This is a genomic window from Bacillus siamensis, assembly GCF_051628075.1.
GTDB lineage: Bacteria > Bacillota > Bacilli > Bacillales > Bacillaceae > Bacillus > Bacillus siamensis.
The window spans coordinates 3,009,651-3,024,660 of the sequence record NZ_CP155579.1 but is presented as its reverse complement, the minus strand read 5'-3'; the positions used below and the strand labels follow the sequence as shown (position 1 = coordinate 3,024,660).

21 protein-coding genes and 2 pseudogenes are annotated in these 15,010 nt (G+C 43.5%); 20 read left to right on the top strand and 3 right to left on the bottom strand.

Going from position 1 to position 15,010, the window contains the following annotated elements; genetic code table 11:
- Position 1 precedes the first annotated feature (1 nt).
- The 8 genes and pseudogenes from ABDB98_RS14895 to ABDB98_RS14860 form a co-directional block, all read left to right on the top strand.
- Positions 2 to 199, top strand: a complete 198-nt coding sequence (locus tag ABDB98_RS14895; RefSeq protein WP_438420526.1) for an XkdX family protein — start codon at positions 2 to 4, stop codon at positions 197 to 199.
- A gap of 22 nt (positions 200 to 221) precedes the next feature.
- Complete coding sequence (locus tag ABDB98_RS14890; RefSeq protein ID WP_017695216.1) at positions 222 to 485, top strand: hemolysin XhlA family protein; 264 nt, start codon at positions 222 to 224, stop codon at positions 483 to 485.
- An 83-nt stretch (positions 486 to 568) separates the two neighbouring features.
- Positions 569 to 1,507, top strand: a complete 939-nt coding sequence (locus ABDB98_RS14885) for an N-acetylmuramoyl-L-alanine amidase (protein ID WP_438420525.1) — start codon at positions 569 to 571, stop codon at positions 1,505 to 1,507.
- 20 nt (positions 1,508 to 1,527) lie between these two features.
- Positions 1,528 to 1,746, top strand: coding sequence for a phage holin (locus ABDB98_RS14880; protein WP_165417766.1), 219 nt, complete (start codon positions 1,528 to 1,530; stop codon positions 1,744 to 1,746).
- Positions 1,747 to 1,976: 230 nt separating this feature from the next.
- The gene (locus ABDB98_RS14875; protein WP_165417767.1) at positions 1,977 to 2,159 is read left to right on the top strand and encodes a hypothetical protein; all 183 of its coding nucleotides are present in this window, start codon (positions 1,977 to 1,979) and stop codon (positions 2,157 to 2,159) included.
- 9 nt (positions 2,160 to 2,168) lie between these two features.
- Entirely contained in the window at positions 2,169 to 2,564 is a 396-nt protein-coding gene (locus tag ABDB98_RS14870) for a type II toxin-antitoxin system PemK/MazF family toxin (protein ID WP_165417768.1), read from the top strand.
- 185 nt (positions 2,565 to 2,749) lie between these two features.
- The gene (locus ABDB98_RS14865) at positions 2,750 to 3,307 is read left to right on the top strand and encodes a hypothetical protein (RefSeq protein WP_438420524.1); all 558 of its coding nucleotides are present in this window, start codon (positions 2,750 to 2,752) and stop codon (positions 3,305 to 3,307) included.
- A 546-nt stretch (positions 3,308 to 3,853) separates the two neighbouring features.
- Positions 3,854 to 3,946 (top strand): annotated as a pseudogene (locus ABDB98_RS14860) (iron-sulfur cluster assembly accessory protein); the annotation flags it as partial.
- 113 nt (positions 3,947 to 4,059) lie between these two features.
- Here the strand turns inward: ABDB98_RS14860 and ABDB98_RS14855 are convergent.
- Positions 4,060 to 4,821, bottom strand: a complete 762-nt coding sequence (locus ABDB98_RS14855) for an SDR family oxidoreductase (protein ID WP_438420523.1) — start codon at positions 4,819 to 4,821, stop codon at positions 4,060 to 4,062.
- A 163-nt stretch (positions 4,822 to 4,984) separates the two neighbouring features.
- Between ABDB98_RS14855 and ABDB98_RS14850 the strand changes: the two are divergent.
- The 7 genes and pseudogenes from ABDB98_RS14850 to ABDB98_RS14820 form a co-directional block, all read left to right on the top strand.
- Positions 4,985 to 5,149, top strand: a pseudogene (locus tag ABDB98_RS14850) (GNAT family N-acetyltransferase); the annotation flags it as partial.
- A 262-nt stretch (positions 5,150 to 5,411) separates the two neighbouring features.
- Positions 5,412 to 5,984, top strand: a complete 573-nt coding sequence (locus ABDB98_RS14845; protein ID WP_060964390.1) for a hypothetical protein — start codon at positions 5,412 to 5,414, stop codon at positions 5,982 to 5,984.
- A 65-nt stretch (positions 5,985 to 6,049) separates the two neighbouring features.
- Positions 6,050 to 6,385: an uberolysin/carnocyclin family circular bacteriocin gene (locus ABDB98_RS14840; protein WP_003151973.1), complete on the top strand. Its 336-nt coding sequence runs from the start codon at positions 6,050 to 6,052 to the stop codon at positions 6,383 to 6,385.
- A gap of 82 nt (positions 6,386 to 6,467) precedes the next feature.
- Positions 6,468 to 8,123, top strand: coding sequence for a hypothetical protein (locus ABDB98_RS14835; protein ID WP_438420522.1), 1,656 nt, complete (start codon positions 6,468 to 6,470; stop codon positions 8,121 to 8,123).
- Complete coding sequence (locus tag ABDB98_RS14830; RefSeq protein ID WP_438420521.1) at positions 8,116 to 8,820, top strand: ABC transporter ATP-binding protein; 705 nt, start codon at positions 8,116 to 8,118, stop codon at positions 8,818 to 8,820. The genes ABDB98_RS14835 and ABDB98_RS14830 overlap by 8 nt, the downstream gene beginning before the upstream one ends.
- Positions 8,817 to 9,344, top strand: a complete 528-nt coding sequence (locus tag ABDB98_RS14825) for a stage II sporulation protein M (RefSeq protein ID WP_060964392.1) — start codon at positions 8,817 to 8,819, stop codon at positions 9,342 to 9,344. Before ABDB98_RS14830 ends, ABDB98_RS14825 begins: the two co-directional genes overlap by 4 nt.
- A 16-nt stretch (positions 9,345 to 9,360) precedes the next feature.
- Entirely contained in the window at positions 9,361 to 9,582 is a 222-nt protein-coding gene (locus ABDB98_RS14820; protein WP_045926054.1) for a DUF5970 family protein, read from the top strand.
- 61 nt (positions 9,583 to 9,643) lie between these two features.
- Here ABDB98_RS14820 and guaC read toward each other — a convergent pair whose 3' ends face one another.
- Entirely contained in the window at positions 9,644 to 10,624 is a 981-nt protein-coding gene (gene guaC, locus ABDB98_RS14815) for a GMP reductase (protein ID WP_438420520.1), read from the bottom strand.
- A 217-nt stretch (positions 10,625 to 10,841) separates the two neighbouring features.
- On the opposite strand from guaC, the gene ABDB98_RS14810 reads away from it, so the two are divergent.
- Positions 10,842 to 10,985, top strand: a complete 144-nt coding sequence (locus tag ABDB98_RS14810; RefSeq protein ID WP_167388666.1) for a hypothetical protein — start codon at positions 10,842 to 10,844, stop codon at positions 10,983 to 10,985.
- 40 nt (positions 10,986 to 11,025) lie between these two features.
- Here ABDB98_RS14810 and yumC read toward each other — a convergent pair whose 3' ends face one another.
- Complete coding sequence (yumC, locus tag ABDB98_RS14805) at positions 11,026 to 12,021, bottom strand: ferredoxin--NADP reductase 2 (RefSeq protein ID WP_003151984.1); 996 nt, start codon at positions 12,019 to 12,021, stop codon at positions 11,026 to 11,028.
- Positions 12,022 to 12,331: 310 nt separating this feature from the next.
- Here yumC and ABDB98_RS14800 point away from each other — a divergent pair, with 310 nt between their 5' ends.
- The 4 genes from ABDB98_RS14800 to ABDB98_RS14785 all read left to right on the top strand — a co-directional run bounded on the left by ABDB98_RS14800 (position 12,332) and on the right by ABDB98_RS14785 (position 14,983).
- Complete coding sequence (locus ABDB98_RS14800) at positions 12,332 to 13,552, top strand: NAD(P)/FAD-dependent oxidoreductase (protein ID WP_269774366.1); 1,221 nt, start codon at positions 12,332 to 12,334, stop codon at positions 13,550 to 13,552.
- A 175-nt stretch (positions 13,553 to 13,727) separates the two neighbouring features.
- Positions 13,728 to 13,853 (top strand): YuiA family protein, encoded by a 126-nt coding sequence (locus ABDB98_RS14795; RefSeq protein ID WP_369878350.1) that lies wholly within the window; start codon positions 13,728 to 13,730, stop codon positions 13,851 to 13,853.
- A 68-nt stretch (positions 13,854 to 13,921) separates the two neighbouring features.
- Positions 13,922 to 14,242, top strand: coding sequence for a YuiB family protein (locus ABDB98_RS14790; protein ID WP_029575317.1), 321 nt, complete (start codon positions 13,922 to 13,924; stop codon positions 14,240 to 14,242).
- 99 nt (positions 14,243 to 14,341) lie between these two features.
- Complete coding sequence (locus ABDB98_RS14785; RefSeq protein ID WP_438420519.1) at positions 14,342 to 14,983, top strand: 3D domain-containing protein; 642 nt, start codon at positions 14,342 to 14,344, stop codon at positions 14,981 to 14,983.
- Positions 14,984 to 15,010: the final 27 nt, after the last annotated feature.

Sequence of the window (15,010 nt, the reverse complement as noted above, 5' to 3'; positions counted from 1 at the left end):
TATGATAGATTGGTTCGCGTATATCAAAGGGTTTTACGAAACGGGTAGATGGACGAAAAAACAAGTTTATGATGTCGTTGCCGTAGGGCGCATCACGCCGGAACAATACGAAGAAATTACCGGTGAACCGTATGATCCCAATACGCCTCCCAGCGAAGGGCCTTTTGGGGCTGCTGACGGATCTACTGGGACTGAGTAAATGACGGAAAGGAGGCGTCCCAATGCCGGAGCCGAACATACACGAATTTAATGATAAGTTAGCGGAAGTTCGCGAATGGCTTGTTCGGATAGACACCAAGGTCGATTACTTTAACGATGTAAAAACGACAGCCGAGAGAGCTGACGAAAAAGCTGACGAAGCCTTATCGTTGGCGAAAGAAAACCGCGCAGATATAGCGGATATGAAAGCAAATACGAAATGGATTTGGGGCGTAATGATCGGCGTCGCTGGCTTAGCGATATCGGGAGTTGCGCTATTTTTATAACCGAATAAACGCAACACGCCCGTCAGGTGAGAGTCCCGGCGGGCTTTTTTAATGCAAAAAAAAACGAAAAGGGAGACGATTTAATGGCGATTTCAGTACGTAAGAACCTAGTGTCTGCGAGTAAGTATTCGATTAAGTGTCCGAATTCAATGGATGCGCAATACATCACGTTTCATAATACGGCCAACGATGCTTCAGCGGATGCAGAGATCCGATATATGATCGGAAACAACAACGAAGTGTCTTACCACTTCGCAGTGGACGATAAGGAAGTCGTTCAGGGTATTCCGACAGATCGTAACGCATGGCATACCGGAGATGGTAGCGGCGCAAATTCCGGAAACCGCACGTCCATCGGAGTCGAGGTTTGTTACTCGAAATCGGGCGGCGCTAAGTACGATGCGGCCGAAAAGCTGGCGATCAAATTCATCGCACAATTACTGAAGGAACGCGGATGGGGCATCGATCGTTTACGCAAACACCAAGACTGGTCCGGTAAATACTGCCCACATCGCGTGTTAGCGGAAGGCCGGTGGGAAGCCGTAAAAGCGGCAATCGCTGAGGAACTCAAAGCACTCGGCGGCAAGTCTTCCGCAAGCAAGCCGGCCAAAACATCCGGATCGACATACACCGTTAAGAAAGGCGACACTTTGTCCGAAATTGCGGTGAAAACAGGCGTCAGTATGGCGAAGTTACAATCATATAATGGCATTAAGAACGCGAATAAGATTTCGGTCGGCCAAGTGCTAAAGCTGACGGGATCGGCCGGCTCTTCTAAACCGTCATCCAGCGGTAAGAAATATGTTTACCTTCCGGCTTCTGCCGACTCATGGCGCATCTATCCTACGAACAAAGCGCCGGTCAAAGGGAACGAATGTGGCTTATTACGTCCTAAGAAATTCGGCGGTCTGAAGTACGAGGTTCTCGGCAATCCGCAAACCGATGTGTACACGATCAAGACGGACCAGTTCGGAAAGGTAAACATCTATGCCGCGAAATCCACAGGCGCAACAGTAAAGTAAACGAAAAGGGAGACGATTATATGAATACGGAAAAAATTAGCGCAGGCACGGTCGCTCGATTCGTGCTTCTTTTGGTTGCGCTCGTAAATAGCGGATTAACAATGACGGGGCACAGTCCGATTCCGGTCAACGAGGCCGGCGTGCAGGACTTCATTTCGTTGGCGTTCCTCGGAGCTACTTCGCTATGGGCGTACTGGAAAGACAATAAAGTAACGAGGACTGCGCGCACAAAAGGATAATAACTAAGTTGTCAGTATCGACTTATATCTTTTTTTATCATGAATGTATAAATTAAGGCATAAAATACCGAGAATAGGGAAAAGTCCACTTAGAAGTGCGAAAAATCTTGTTTTGGCGATCTGTTTGCATTACAATTATTGTATATTTATCGAATGCATAATATGATCGCCAAATTTTATACGTTCGGTGGTGATATTTGATGCACGATAAAAAGAAGGGGGATGACGATATGGCAATAACAGAGTCACGCCTTAAAAGTAAACTTCAAGATTTAAGAAGTAAAGCGTTGAAGAGAAGATATGGTGGGGAGTATCGAACAGAATTAAACGCGGGCCAAAAACGAATTCTTGAAGAAAATCACAAGGATTTGGAATATGAGCAGTACAAGGCAATTCACAACACAGAGGATTGATCTCCGAGGATGACGATACTTCAGCGAGGAGAAATCTACTACATCAACTTCCCATATACCTTCGACCCTAACTACCCCAACGGTAAACCTAAGTTTGTTCTAGTGTTACAAGAAGGTGAGTACTTCAAAGAGTATGATACAGTGACCGTACTGCTTATAACTAGCGATTTTAGCGCTGAGTATTACGACACAAACGTAACAATTGAGCTTGGGACGACATCATTGAAAGAGAAATCTTATATCTTATGTTCTCAGCCTTATACTATAAGAAAAAGTCTTTTTAGGGCTAAAGGCGTTTGGTCCGCTGGTCAATTAAGCCCTGAAATAATGGACGAGGTTGACGAGGCAATTTATTTAGGTTTGTGCATGGGGCAACAGCACGAGGATGAAATTAGCCACGTTTAAAACGTGGTTTTTTGAATTGGTCTTTCCTATTCGCAATCAGACAAAGACTGCCGAAACTGATCGACGGTCTTTTTGTGATTATGAAACTTTTAGCAAGCGCTTACGTATGTTAACGTAGGAAAACCCATTGCGGATAAGTTTGGCATCATAGTATAATTTTGTTAATACATAGCGGAGGTATTCCAATGCGTAAGATGCTTTTATTATTACTTTCGGTACCACTTTTACTATTGGTGGCATGCAGTGAAGATAGCGTTAATGCAGGTACGGTTCAAAAAGAAGACAGTGTAGAAAATAAGAAAGTCGAGCCTTTTAAAGTTACGAATAAAAGCGTAAAGATGCTTATAGCGGATGAGCTGAAGAAAAACGGAACAAAAGACACGGAAAAATTGAAGGAGCTTGATATCTTTGATGATGTAGACGAAAATAAGCATAACATCAAAACAGTTAGCGTTACTCTAAATGGGAATGACAATTTAACTAACAATATGGTGAAAAAGGGGATGCTTAAAGAAGGCGAAAAGCTTTTTCCTAAGATCTTTGAGGATACTTCCGTAAGCAGGGCTTTAATAACGTGGGAATTTCCTTTGAAGGATGCAAACGGCAACTCATCTTTTCAAAAAGTCCTATCGATTCAGTTAGAGCGAAATACAGCCGATGAAATAAACTGGAAAGAATTCAAATACAAGAATTTCGAAATAGTTGCCGACAATTATTATGAACATCAAGCGTTTAAAAAGTAACAATCCACGCCCTATCCTTCGCGGATGGGGCGATTTTTTTTATGTGGACGATTGTTTTTCTTTCGGTTTCGTTATCGAGTTAATAAACGGGTGAATGTATGGACGGGGCTTTTAAAAACGGAAGAGGGTGCGGACATGTTTTCGTTTTCAATATCGGCAAGCCTCGGACAAGGTTCGGAAAATGAGTTGATCGCGGAGGAATTACGCAATTGAAATCGAGGAAAGGGCGAAGCTTAGTTGCGGGACAGTTCGAAATTATGTAACGATAAAGCATACATCCCAAAACATTCGACGTGGCCGAAGATAGAGCGGGCACTCAAATCGACGGGGTACGAAGTGAGTCGCGAAGATTATTTTAACGGTTAATTTTCAGGATGTGGATAACAACGCTTGTCATTCGTGGAAAGTTTGGGTATTATGTTGTTAACGAGATTCGTCGCTAGGAATACGCGGCGTTAACAATCTAACCGAATAGTAACAATCGTACAAATCGTACATAAACGCTGATATGATCGGGTTTTCATCTAACGTAAACTGATCGTATGATTCACCATTGACAACCCGAATGCCATCGCTTCCTGCGGCTGCGGATCTTCTTTCCGCACGGCCAAAAACGCCGGTTCGCCGGAAGAGTGCTAGGGCTCAACCCGCCATCCTTAGGATGAAAAAATATGACGTCTTTCTTAACAATGGCGTTTGTTTAATAAAAGCAAAACCCGCTCAACAGAAGCGGGTTTTCTTTTTCAAAAATGTTATTCAATTGTATGTTTCATTGCATTGTACATATTTGCCGTGTGTTCATCGGCTTTATCCCGGGACATGCGCAGCCGTTCCGCTGAAGAACCATATCCGATTTCTAGTTTGCCCTCTTTAAGTCCTTTAAAAATCCCATCAGCGAATTCATCCAGCGGTTCTCCTTGCGTATGCAGTCCTGCACCGCCAAGATCTGTATTGACTGCCGGAGGTGCAACTTCAATCACTTCTACAGCTGAATCAGAAAGCTGGTGTCTCAGACTCATTGTAAATGAATGAAGCGCCGCTTTCGTTGCTGAATAGATCGGAGCAATGGCAAGCGGTGTAAAAGCCAATCCCGAAGAGACATTAATGACAGCCGCATCTTCTTTTCCGGCAAAAAACGGAGCGAACAGCATAGACAGGTGGAAGGGAGCTTCAATGTTCGTTGTGATTTCTTTATTGAAATAGTCCCAATTGTCCTTCGCATCCGTTTTCAGCACATGAAAACGTTGTTGAATCCCCGCGTTATTGACTAACACATTCACTTCCGGATAGTTCTCTGTCACCCAATCAAACAGGGATACACGTTCAGATGGGATGCTCAGATCACTGACATAGGTAATAAGATCCGGAAATGTTTCCTTTGCCTTTTGAAGAGCATGTTCACGCCGTCCGGTCACGATGACTTTATTTCCCGCTTTTAAAAATCGTTCTGCGAAAGCTAATCCTATTCCGGCGTTTCCGCCTGTAATCAGTATTGTATTTCCCGTCAGTTTCATATGAACTCCTCTTTTCTAATTGTTTTACATTTCTTTGATAACATTTCAGCTGCAATCCAATCAATATATTTTTTGGGATCATCGGGAAACCCGCCAAAACTATTCTTTCCTTGCCACAATATGATGATACGGCTTAAAGTGCGGTTTAAGTCAACAAAAGAACCTTTTCCGGTCAGAAGCCGGAGCCATGCTGCACAATAAGGCGTCAATCCGGGTGCTCGAAAAAGCCGGCTTTCATAAAGAAGGCATTGCGAGAAAAAATGTAAAAATAAATGGAAAATGGGAAGATCATCAGGTGCTGGCGATCATACATCCGGAGGATACATAACGATATCCTCCTTTTTTATATCCTGCGTCTTATTCCGCAGGTCATTCTTCTCTAATACCTCAAATCCATTGTCCAAATCGTACTATTTGCAAATTCAGAAAAAAATAAAGGGTATATAGAGCTAAAAAATCTGAAAAATATCCTCTTTAACAATACGTTCCAAAGTCGTATTTTTCGAAAGGTTATTGATTTTTTGATAGGAATAAACTAAATTGTAAAAGTATAGAATAGTTCATTTATTTTGTAAGAAAAGGATGATAATATGATAGGTCAATTGAGCAATAAAAAAATATTTTTAAGTTCTTTTTTCATCATTTTGATCTGTTCATTACTCTTCCAATTCAGTATTTCAGATAAAGTGCTGCAGTCTTATTACTCTTCTGTCGGAGAAAATACCTACGATATCGGGGAAAAAAGTGTTCGTACGATTGTCATGTTTCTGCAAGGGTTCATGATCTTCACCACTTTTGTGGAAATTTTGATAGGCGGGTTTCTGTTATTCGTTGCCGCTTTTATTCTCGGTACAAAAAAACCGAAAAAAATATATTTGCTTCTATATACGCTGACTTCTTTAATCTCGGCATTTAAAATGTTGATTCTGTCAGTTGTTAACTACTTAACGGCTGATTCCTCACTTATATATTCTGCCGGCGGCACCAAACTGAGTTTACAGCTGCTGGATCCATTTCTGCTTCTGTCAATCGCGGCTCTTTATACTGCCGCAGGAAAACTTACCGATCTCAGCAAAGGAAAGAGAATCATTTTAACTGGATGTTTTGTTTTATTAAAACTCTTCACTATCTTCTTTAATTATTTTATGGCGGGTAAAATTTAGCTCGGGAGAGAGTCACTTAAGCTGAATTTTATTATATATTAAAAACAGAGCAGGGAGATGTTAAGATGAACTTAGTAAAATCTAATAAAAAATCTTTCATTTTGTTTGGCGCGGCTCTTGCTGCAGCGACGTTGGTTTATGCACTTTTATTAACTGGAACTGAATTAAATGTGGCGGCGGCTCATGCATTCTCAGCCAATGCTGAATTAGCTTCGACTCTCGGTATCTCTACAGCAGCAGCTAAAAAAGCAATTGATATCATTGATGCGGCATCAACAATTGCTTCTATCATTTCTCTCATCGGTATCGTTACAGGCGCAGGCGCGATTTCTTATGCAATCGTTGCAACAGCAAAAACAATGATTAAGAAATACGGCAAAAAATACGCAGCTGCTTGGTAAAATCGATCGATAAATAATTGCTCTTTTTGTACAAGCTGCAAAAAGAGCCTCTCTCCCAAATACATATGTAAGGATTGAAAGTATGATAGTCAGACAAATTACAGCTCTTATCAAATATAATACTCTGTCGTCGTTTCGCAAAAGAAAGGAAGATTGGGGAATTCCTCAACTCAACGGCAAACTGCTGTCTGCCATTATCATTTCTCTGTTATGTGTTTATCTTATTTTACTGGGATGCGGCGTTGTATTCGGGACAAAACTGATTCAGCTTCCTGTCAGCGCGTGGGGGCAATTTGTTTTAATCGCCGTTTCATTGGAGCAGCTTTTTTGGGCTGCCGGCTTCTTTAAAGAACATCAAAATGCTTTTCTGCTGGATACGCGCAAGGTCATTCATCAATTAAAAAAGGTTCGTTTTTTACAGCTGTTTTCAGTTTTTACCGGCCAGGCGATCAAAAAAACCATTTTCGTATGGTATCTTTTTGTTTTTCCGGTCTTTTTGTTTTTAACCGGAGCAGGCATGACTGGATCTGCAGCGGTCATCGTATTTTTTCTGGGCTTCGTTTATTTTCTTCTCAATTTATTTTTGTCTATGCTGTTTTCTTACGTTGTTTATCTTCTTACGAATATGTGGAGCAAATGGTTTTACTTGAAAATCATGAAGGGCATTTTATTCAGCGTCAGCCTGCTGGTGCCGCTGGCAGTGGGGTATGCCGTTTATCTTCTCGTGTTTGGGGAGTATACGGTAAAGGACATTTCCGGATTTACGGAGTCGCCGGCTTTCCGGAACATCCTCATGAATACACCGTATGTATGGTTGGTATTCCGCTCAGATTCAGTGCTCGTTTTCGCAGCAGTATTTGCAGCCGCCGTCCTTTTTACGGCTAGACTGTTTAAGCTGTGGGCGGCTACCCTGAAGAAAATGGATCTTATTCCTTATATGTTTTTGACAAACGCGGCTTTTGCACCAAAGCTTAAATTATATAGGAATAACAAAATATTTCATGCCGTTTTTCAAAAGGACCTTCTGTTTTTAATGAGAATTGACGGGTTTTTTATCAGGAATTTCGGCAGTATGCTTTATTTGTTTATGCTGTTTTTAGGTTTTTGTGTTCCGCTGCTTTCTCATCATTTTACCGGGTATTCGGCAGCCGCCATTGTATCCGCCGCGGTTATCATTGCGAACTTTTCGTACCAGCTCGTCGGGGACGCGCTCAAAACCGTATTATCCGTTGACGGAGAAATAAAAAATCAGCATCTGTTTCACCGGAATATCAAACATGCGTGGCAGCTCGTGTTTCCGAAAGTATGTATTTATAATCTTGCGGCTCTTATCTATTCATTCATCATGACCATTTTGATTACGGTGTTTTTTCCGTCCTCCGCTGCGCTGACGGTCTACCTGTTTATTGTATTTTTATGTTCGGGTTTTTTATACAGTCTTGTCCAGATTTCAAGCACCGCCTTGTACCCTAAAAAAAACTGGGAGCATCTGTACGAAATCGGAGAAGCCGGGAAAGCAAAGACGTACAACAATTTATACGGCTCTTTGATTTTCATTGTGTCGCTTCAAATTGCTGCGATCACGTCATATTTTATTTATAAAAAGCCGGAACTTGAAACGCTGCTTATTCATTCTGCATCAGGTATATTTGTCCTGTTCACACTATTAAACTATGGAGTCATGTTTCTGTTTCTTCGCAGAATTAATATGGCGGAAAGGTTTGCGAACAATGATTAAATTAGTGAATATACAAAAAAACTATAGTGAAAAACAGGTGTTAAAGGATATTTCTTTTGAGGTGAAAAAAGGCTCAATATATGCTTTGCTCGGGACCAATGGAGTCGGGAAAACAACGACTTTGAAAATCATTTCGGGCCTGCTTAAACCGACGTCAGGCTGCGTCGAGATTGACGGCAAAGAAATAGATTCAGAAGAGGGAGGGCAAATATCGGCTGATATCGGTTTTGTGCCCGACCATGCCTTTTTATATGATTATTTAACGGGAGTCGAATACTTGCGTTTTACAGCTGAGATGTTTCAAGTGCCGTCTCAGCGGACAAATGATTATATAAAGAATATGTTAGAGACGCTGAAGCTTTCACAAGACGGAAATCAGCTGATTAAAACCTATTCACACGGAATGAAACAAAAATTATCAATCGCTGCCGCGCTCATTCATCAGCCTAAGATCTTAATCCTTGACGAGCCGCTGACGGGCATTGATTTAATCAGCGGCAAAACGATACGGACGTTATTGAAGGAGTACGTCAAACAGGGAAATACGGTCCTGTTATCGACTCACCTGCTGGAACTGGCGCATTCGTTGTGCGATACGATCGGTATTATCCATGACGGCGTTTTTGCGGCGGAGTATCAGTCATCCGAGCATTCATTAGAAGAAATCGAAGAAATGGCTGAGCGTATCTATACATGATGAACCGCATTTTGCCGGCAATCAGAACGTCCGCCATTCCGTTAACCGCGTCATTGCTGTTTTTTTCAGGCGGTGCAATCGCTGCGGTTTTTACCGATCACTTTGTATCATCAGCGTCTTATAATGGCTCGTCAGGCGCAGTTGAATTGTTAAAGAATAATGCGATCGCTTGTCTGTTTTTAGCGGCAGGTTTTTTTACTTTTGGGTTGACCTCAATCTTTTATTTATTCACCAACGGATTTATTTTAAGCGGCTCTATTATCGAAAATCTGCAGGGCGGGATCCCTTTATATCAGATTATTTTACTGCTAATTCCTCATGGTATATTTGAAGTTCCTGCGTTATTATTAAGTGGCGCCATTGGCTTTAAGGGCGTTGAATTGGTCACTAGGCTGTGTTTTTCTAAAGAAAGAAGGATAATAGCTTCAATGTTCAGGCATATCGGAATATTGGTGCTGTTTATTATTTGTCTGCTGATCGCCGCCGCCATCATTGAAACTTATATCACACCAATTTTTAAGTAAAAGGGGCAGAAATCATATGAGAAGTAAATTATCATTAATCGGTGTGCCGATTGTTATGATTATCGGTTATATCATTTCTTTATCCTTTGAATGGCTGTTTCCTGTTCTTACTTTTGGGGCAGCGGGGCTGTATCTCTTTTTATTTGCCCCGGTGCAAAACAAATTCATCCGTTACATCTTTTTGTTTATTTTTGTAATTAATCTGTTGGCCAGTGCGGCTCTTTATTTTGGTATTTAATAAAAAAATGACATTCAAGTTGAATGTCATTTTTTTTATTTTCGAGCGGCTCTGCTGTGGGTTAAAATCTGTCGCCGTTGAAAATTGAGTTTTTTACGATCACGTAGTCGACATTGCGGATGGCTTCGAGTTTATTGCCGCCGGCGTAAGAGATGGAAGACTGCAGATCCTGCTCCATTTCAATCAGCGTATCCTGCAGAGATCCTTTATGCTCGACATGCATTTTTTTGCCCTCGACGTTTTTCTTTTCGCCTTTTTGAAATTCGGAAGCGGAGCCGAAATATTCTTTGTACAGCTTGCCGTCGATTTCGATCGTTTGCCCCGGTGATTCTTCGTGGCCGGCGAATAATGATCCGATCATGACCATAGACGCGCCGAAACGGATGGACTTCGCAATATCGCCGTGCGTGCGGATGCCGCCGTCAGCAATGATCGGTTTGCTTGCCGCTTTTGCACACCAGCGAAGCGCGGCTAATTGCCATCCGCCGGTTCCGAAGCCGGTTTTAATTTTTGTGATGCATACTTTCCCGGGTCCGATACCCACTTTTGTCGCGTCAGCACCCGCGCGTTCCAGTTCCCGTACAGCTTCAGGCGTCCCGACATTCCCTGCAATGACAAAGCTTTCCGGCACATGTTCTTTAATAAATTGGATCATGCTGATTACGGCATTGGAATGGCCGTGCGCGATATCAATGGTAATATAATCCGGTACAAGCTCCTGTGCTTTCAGCTCGCGGATGAATTCATAATCGTTGTCTTTCACGCCGACACTGATCGAGGAAATCAGTCCGCGTGCTTTCATATCCTGGACAAAGGCCAGGCGTTTTTCTGGCTCGAAGCGGTGCATGATATAAAAATAACCGTTTTCCGCGAGCCAGGCTGCGATGTTTTCATCTATAATCGTCTGCATGTTGGCCGGTACGACCGGAAGTTTAAATGTGTGTCCGCCCAATGTAACTGATGTATCACATTCAGATCGGCTGTTCACAACGCATTTTGCAGGAATCAGCTGAATATCTTCGTAATCAAATGCATTTTCCATAAATAACACCCCTAAAAGCGAATGATAAAATTATAATTAAATTAAAATGTTCGTCTTTTTATAATGTACTTTGTTTTGTCAGGAATGTCAAATGATTTCATGCTGCCTCATATGCGGTCAGCTTGTCATCCATTTGCAGTTTGGTTATCATAGTAGTATTGGTTCTTGTAAGACATTTGTTACAATAGATTGGTTGCAGAAGAAGGGAGGGGCCGGTGTGGAACAAAAACAGCCCGGGCACAGCCCGAAAGCCCAGAAAATTCAGGACCGGATTATTTTAGGCACGATTTGGGTCGTGTCGGCGCTTGTCATTGCGCTCGTTGTCGGAACCGTCATGAATTATATGTGGATGTTTAAATAAAAAAGAGTCTGTGCCGGTATGACACAGACTCTTTTTTATATTATTTTTCAAACATGCTTGTAGAATGCAGAGGCTGGACGCGCGCTTTCGGGTCCATGTAAGCCTTCGCGTTGTTCACGGCTGTCGGAGCTTCGCCGAAACCGCTCGCGATCAGCTTGACTTTGCCTTCATATGTGCAGATATCTCCGGCGGCAAAGAAGCCCTCAATATTCGTTTCCATCGTGCTTTTGACGACGATGGAATTTTTCTCGATGTCAAGGCCCCAGTTTTTAATCGGGCCGAGAGAAGAAACAAAGCCGTAGTTTACGATCAGGTCATCAATTTCAATGATTTCTTTGCGGTCGCCTTTCACTTCTTCAAGAACGAGCTGTTCGATCCGGTCTTCACCGACAAGTTCAGCCGGAACAAACGGTGTCAGCACGTTGACTTTAGAATTGTGCAGGTTTTCGACACTGTGCTCATGCGCGCGGAATTTATCACGGCGGTGGATGATGCTGACTTCTTTGGCGATCGGCTCAAGCATAAGCGCCCAGTCAACGGCGGAATCGCCGCCGCCCAGAACGGCAACGCGTCTGCCTGCGAATTGATTGAGGTCATCAATGAAGTAGTGCAGGTTTTTGCCTTCATATTGTTCCGCTGATTCCAGCTCAAGCTTTCTCGGCTTAAACGCGCCGTTTCCTGCGGTGATAATGACTGTTTTTGAATAATGCGTTTCTGAATTCGTGACAAGCTTAAACACACCGTCAGCCTGTTTTTCAACAGATTCAACGGCCTGCTCTAAGCAGATGGTCTGATCGAACTTTGCCATTTGCTCTTTTAAGTTGTTCACAAGTTCTTGGGCGCGGATTTTCGGGAATCCGGCTACATCATAAATATATTTTTCAGGGTACAGCGCGCTGAGCTGGCCGCCAAGCTGAGGCAGGCTCTCAATGATTTTGACGCTCGCCTGTCTCATTCCCCCGTAAAAAGCGGTAAACAGGCCGACCGGGCCGCCGCCGATGACCGTAATATCATAAACCTTTGAATCCTCTTGCATACCAAATTGCCTCCTAATTGAAAATTGTTATTAATTATAACATAGAATTTGAAGGGATGACGAGTGCCGAAAACCGCCCGGCCGCTTCATTCTTGAAAAAAATTGCGCCTGCCGCTAATATGGGGACAAATTCCAATCTGTTTTTTCCTGAATGTTTTCCGATGCTTCCGGATAGTATGGTGATATGCAGACATGTGCGGTTTTCTAAAAAATTTATAATTCATTTCATAAAATCCCGCCAATAAGCTGAAGCTAATACAAATGTTGATTTGATTATGCGTCTAACAGCAAAAAAAAGAAGGTGGATGTGATGGCATTGAATAAACCCAAAATCGTGGTTTTAGGTGCAGGTTATGGTGGATTAATGACAGTAACAAGGCTTCCGAAGCATATCGGGGCAAATGACGCCGAAATCACTTTGGTCAATAAACACAATTATCATTATGAAACGACATGGATGCATGAAGCGAGCGCAGGAACGCTGCACCATGACCGCTGCAGATATCAAGTGAAAGATGTAATTAATGAATCACGGGTCAAATTTGTGCAGGATACCGTAAAAGCAATAGATGTGCAAAATAAAAAGGTGACGCTTTCACAAGGGGACATCCCTTATGATTATCTCGTTATCGGGCTTGGCGCCGTCCCTGAAACATTCGGGATTAAAGGATTAAAAGAGTTCGCCTTTCCGATCGCGAATATTAATACGTCGCGTCAGCTGAAAGACCATATTGAGCTCCAATTTGCGACATACAATACGGAGGCCGAAAAACGCCCCGACCGCTTAACCATCGTCGTCGGCGGAGCGGGCTTTACGGGAATTGAATTTCTAGGGGAACTTGCGAACCGCAAGCCAGAGTTATGCAGAAATTATGATATAGATGAAAGTCTCGTCCGGATCGTCTGCGTCGAAGCCGCTCCGACGGTTCTGCCGGGATTTGATCCGGAGCTTGTCGATTACGCCGTTCAATACCTTGAGAGCAAGGGTGTTGAGTTTAAAATCGGCACCGCGGTTCAAGAATGCCGCGCGGACGGTGTCACAGTCGGCAAGAAGGATGAAGAGCCGGAAGAAATCAAATCGCAGACCGTTGTCTGGGCCGCAGGCGTACGCGGACATCCGATCGTGGAGGAAGCGGGCTTTGAAAATATGCGCGGCCGCGTCAAAGTCAATCCCGATCTTCGGGCGCCCGGCCATGATAACGTCTTTATTCTCGGCGACAGCTCGCTCTTTATTAATGAAGAGACGGAACGGCCGTACCCGCCGACTGCTCAGATCGCGATGCAGCAAGGAGAAACAGTGGCCAAAAACCTGGGCCGTCTGATTAAAGGAGGCCAGCTTGAAGAGTTCAAGCCGGACATTAAAGGAACCGTCGCCTCCCTCGGTGAGCATAACGCGGTCGGTGTCGTATACGGCAGGAAGCTCAAAGGCACGCCGGCATCCTTTATGAAAAAGGTCATTGACAACCGCTCGTTATTTATGATCGGCGGACTCGGCCTGACACTGAAAAAAGGGAAGTTTAAATTCTTCTGAAAAACCCGCAGGCGCGGGTTTTTTCTTCTTTCAAAAAAGAGCGTTATATAAAGCATGTAAGAGAAAAAAATGAATGTTTCCGCTTACATGAAATGATTTGTTACATATTCTGACTTGGTGCTTGACAAGTAAATATGATATATTATCAGAAAATTAAGAAAAAGGAGTGATCCGCATGAAAATGACGGCAAAAAGCACGGCGGCGTGTCCGTTCTGCTCAGGTAAAGGGTATTTTCAATTGCTTCTTGGCGGCTCCGAAACATGTCCCTCCTGCCAGGGAAGCGGCAAAGAGAGACGCTGATTTTTCCAGACGTTGACTTTTTTACCGCCCCCGAGGTACACTGAAAGTGCTGTAGGGGGTGGATGTTTGTGATTAGTTTGCCGGTGGTCCTGATCTCAATCGTACTATTTTTCGTACTGTTTTTCGGCATTGGCTTTCTGTTGAACATGCTGCTGAGAATGTCGTGGATTATGGCTGTTGTCTATCCGATTGTATGCCTTTTCATTATCAGCAATAAAAAGATGATCAGTTACGTGCAGGCACCGGGGGAATCATTTCAAAGCCTGTTTCAGCGGATCATGTCATTAGCGGCTGCGGATGTCGTGATTTTGGCAGGCGGACTGGCGGGAGCGATCATGTCAGGCATTGCCATAAAGGCGCTGAGAAAAAGAGGATATCAAATGTTTTAAGCCGCTTTCTTATTCGAGAAAGCTTTTTTGTGCCTCGGCGCTTTTTGTATAGCACCTCACCGGGTTGGGAACACTGACTCGGAGGAGAGTGATTTCAGATTGACGATAATCAGACGCGTATTCATGATCGCGCTTTTTTTGGGCGCATGCCATGCGACATACTTTTCCATAACGGGTGTTGAAGCAAAGGATCTGACAAATTGGATGACGGAACATCGCGGCGCCGTTTTGAAAAACATCGGCACTCCGTTTCAGTCCTTACAGAATCAGCCGGAAAAGCAGGCATCAGGCAAGGTAAAACCGCTGGAAGAAGCTTTTGACTGGGAACGCTATCCGTCAAAAAAGGTGACGGCCACCGGTTATACCGCAGGAGCGGAATCTACGGGGAAATCTCCGGGCCATCCGCAGTATGGAATTACATATTCAGGCGTGAAGGTCAAACGCGATTTATATTCAACTGTGGCGGCCGATCCGTCTGTTTTCCCGATCGGGACGATTCTGTTTATACCGAATTACGGATACGGGGTTGTCGCCGATACCGGCTCGAAAATTAAAGGCAGCCGCCTGGATCTCTACTTTGACACCGTAAAGGACGTCTATAACAACTGGGGCAAAAAAACACTTGATGTCTACATTGTCAAAAAAGGGAACGGCAAAGTGACCGAGGAAGAACTTGTAAAGCTGAACGAAACAAAGTCACTTCAAGTCTTCAGAAATCAATACAAAACGGTAAAAGAATAAAAACGCTTCAGCATCCGCTGAAGCGTT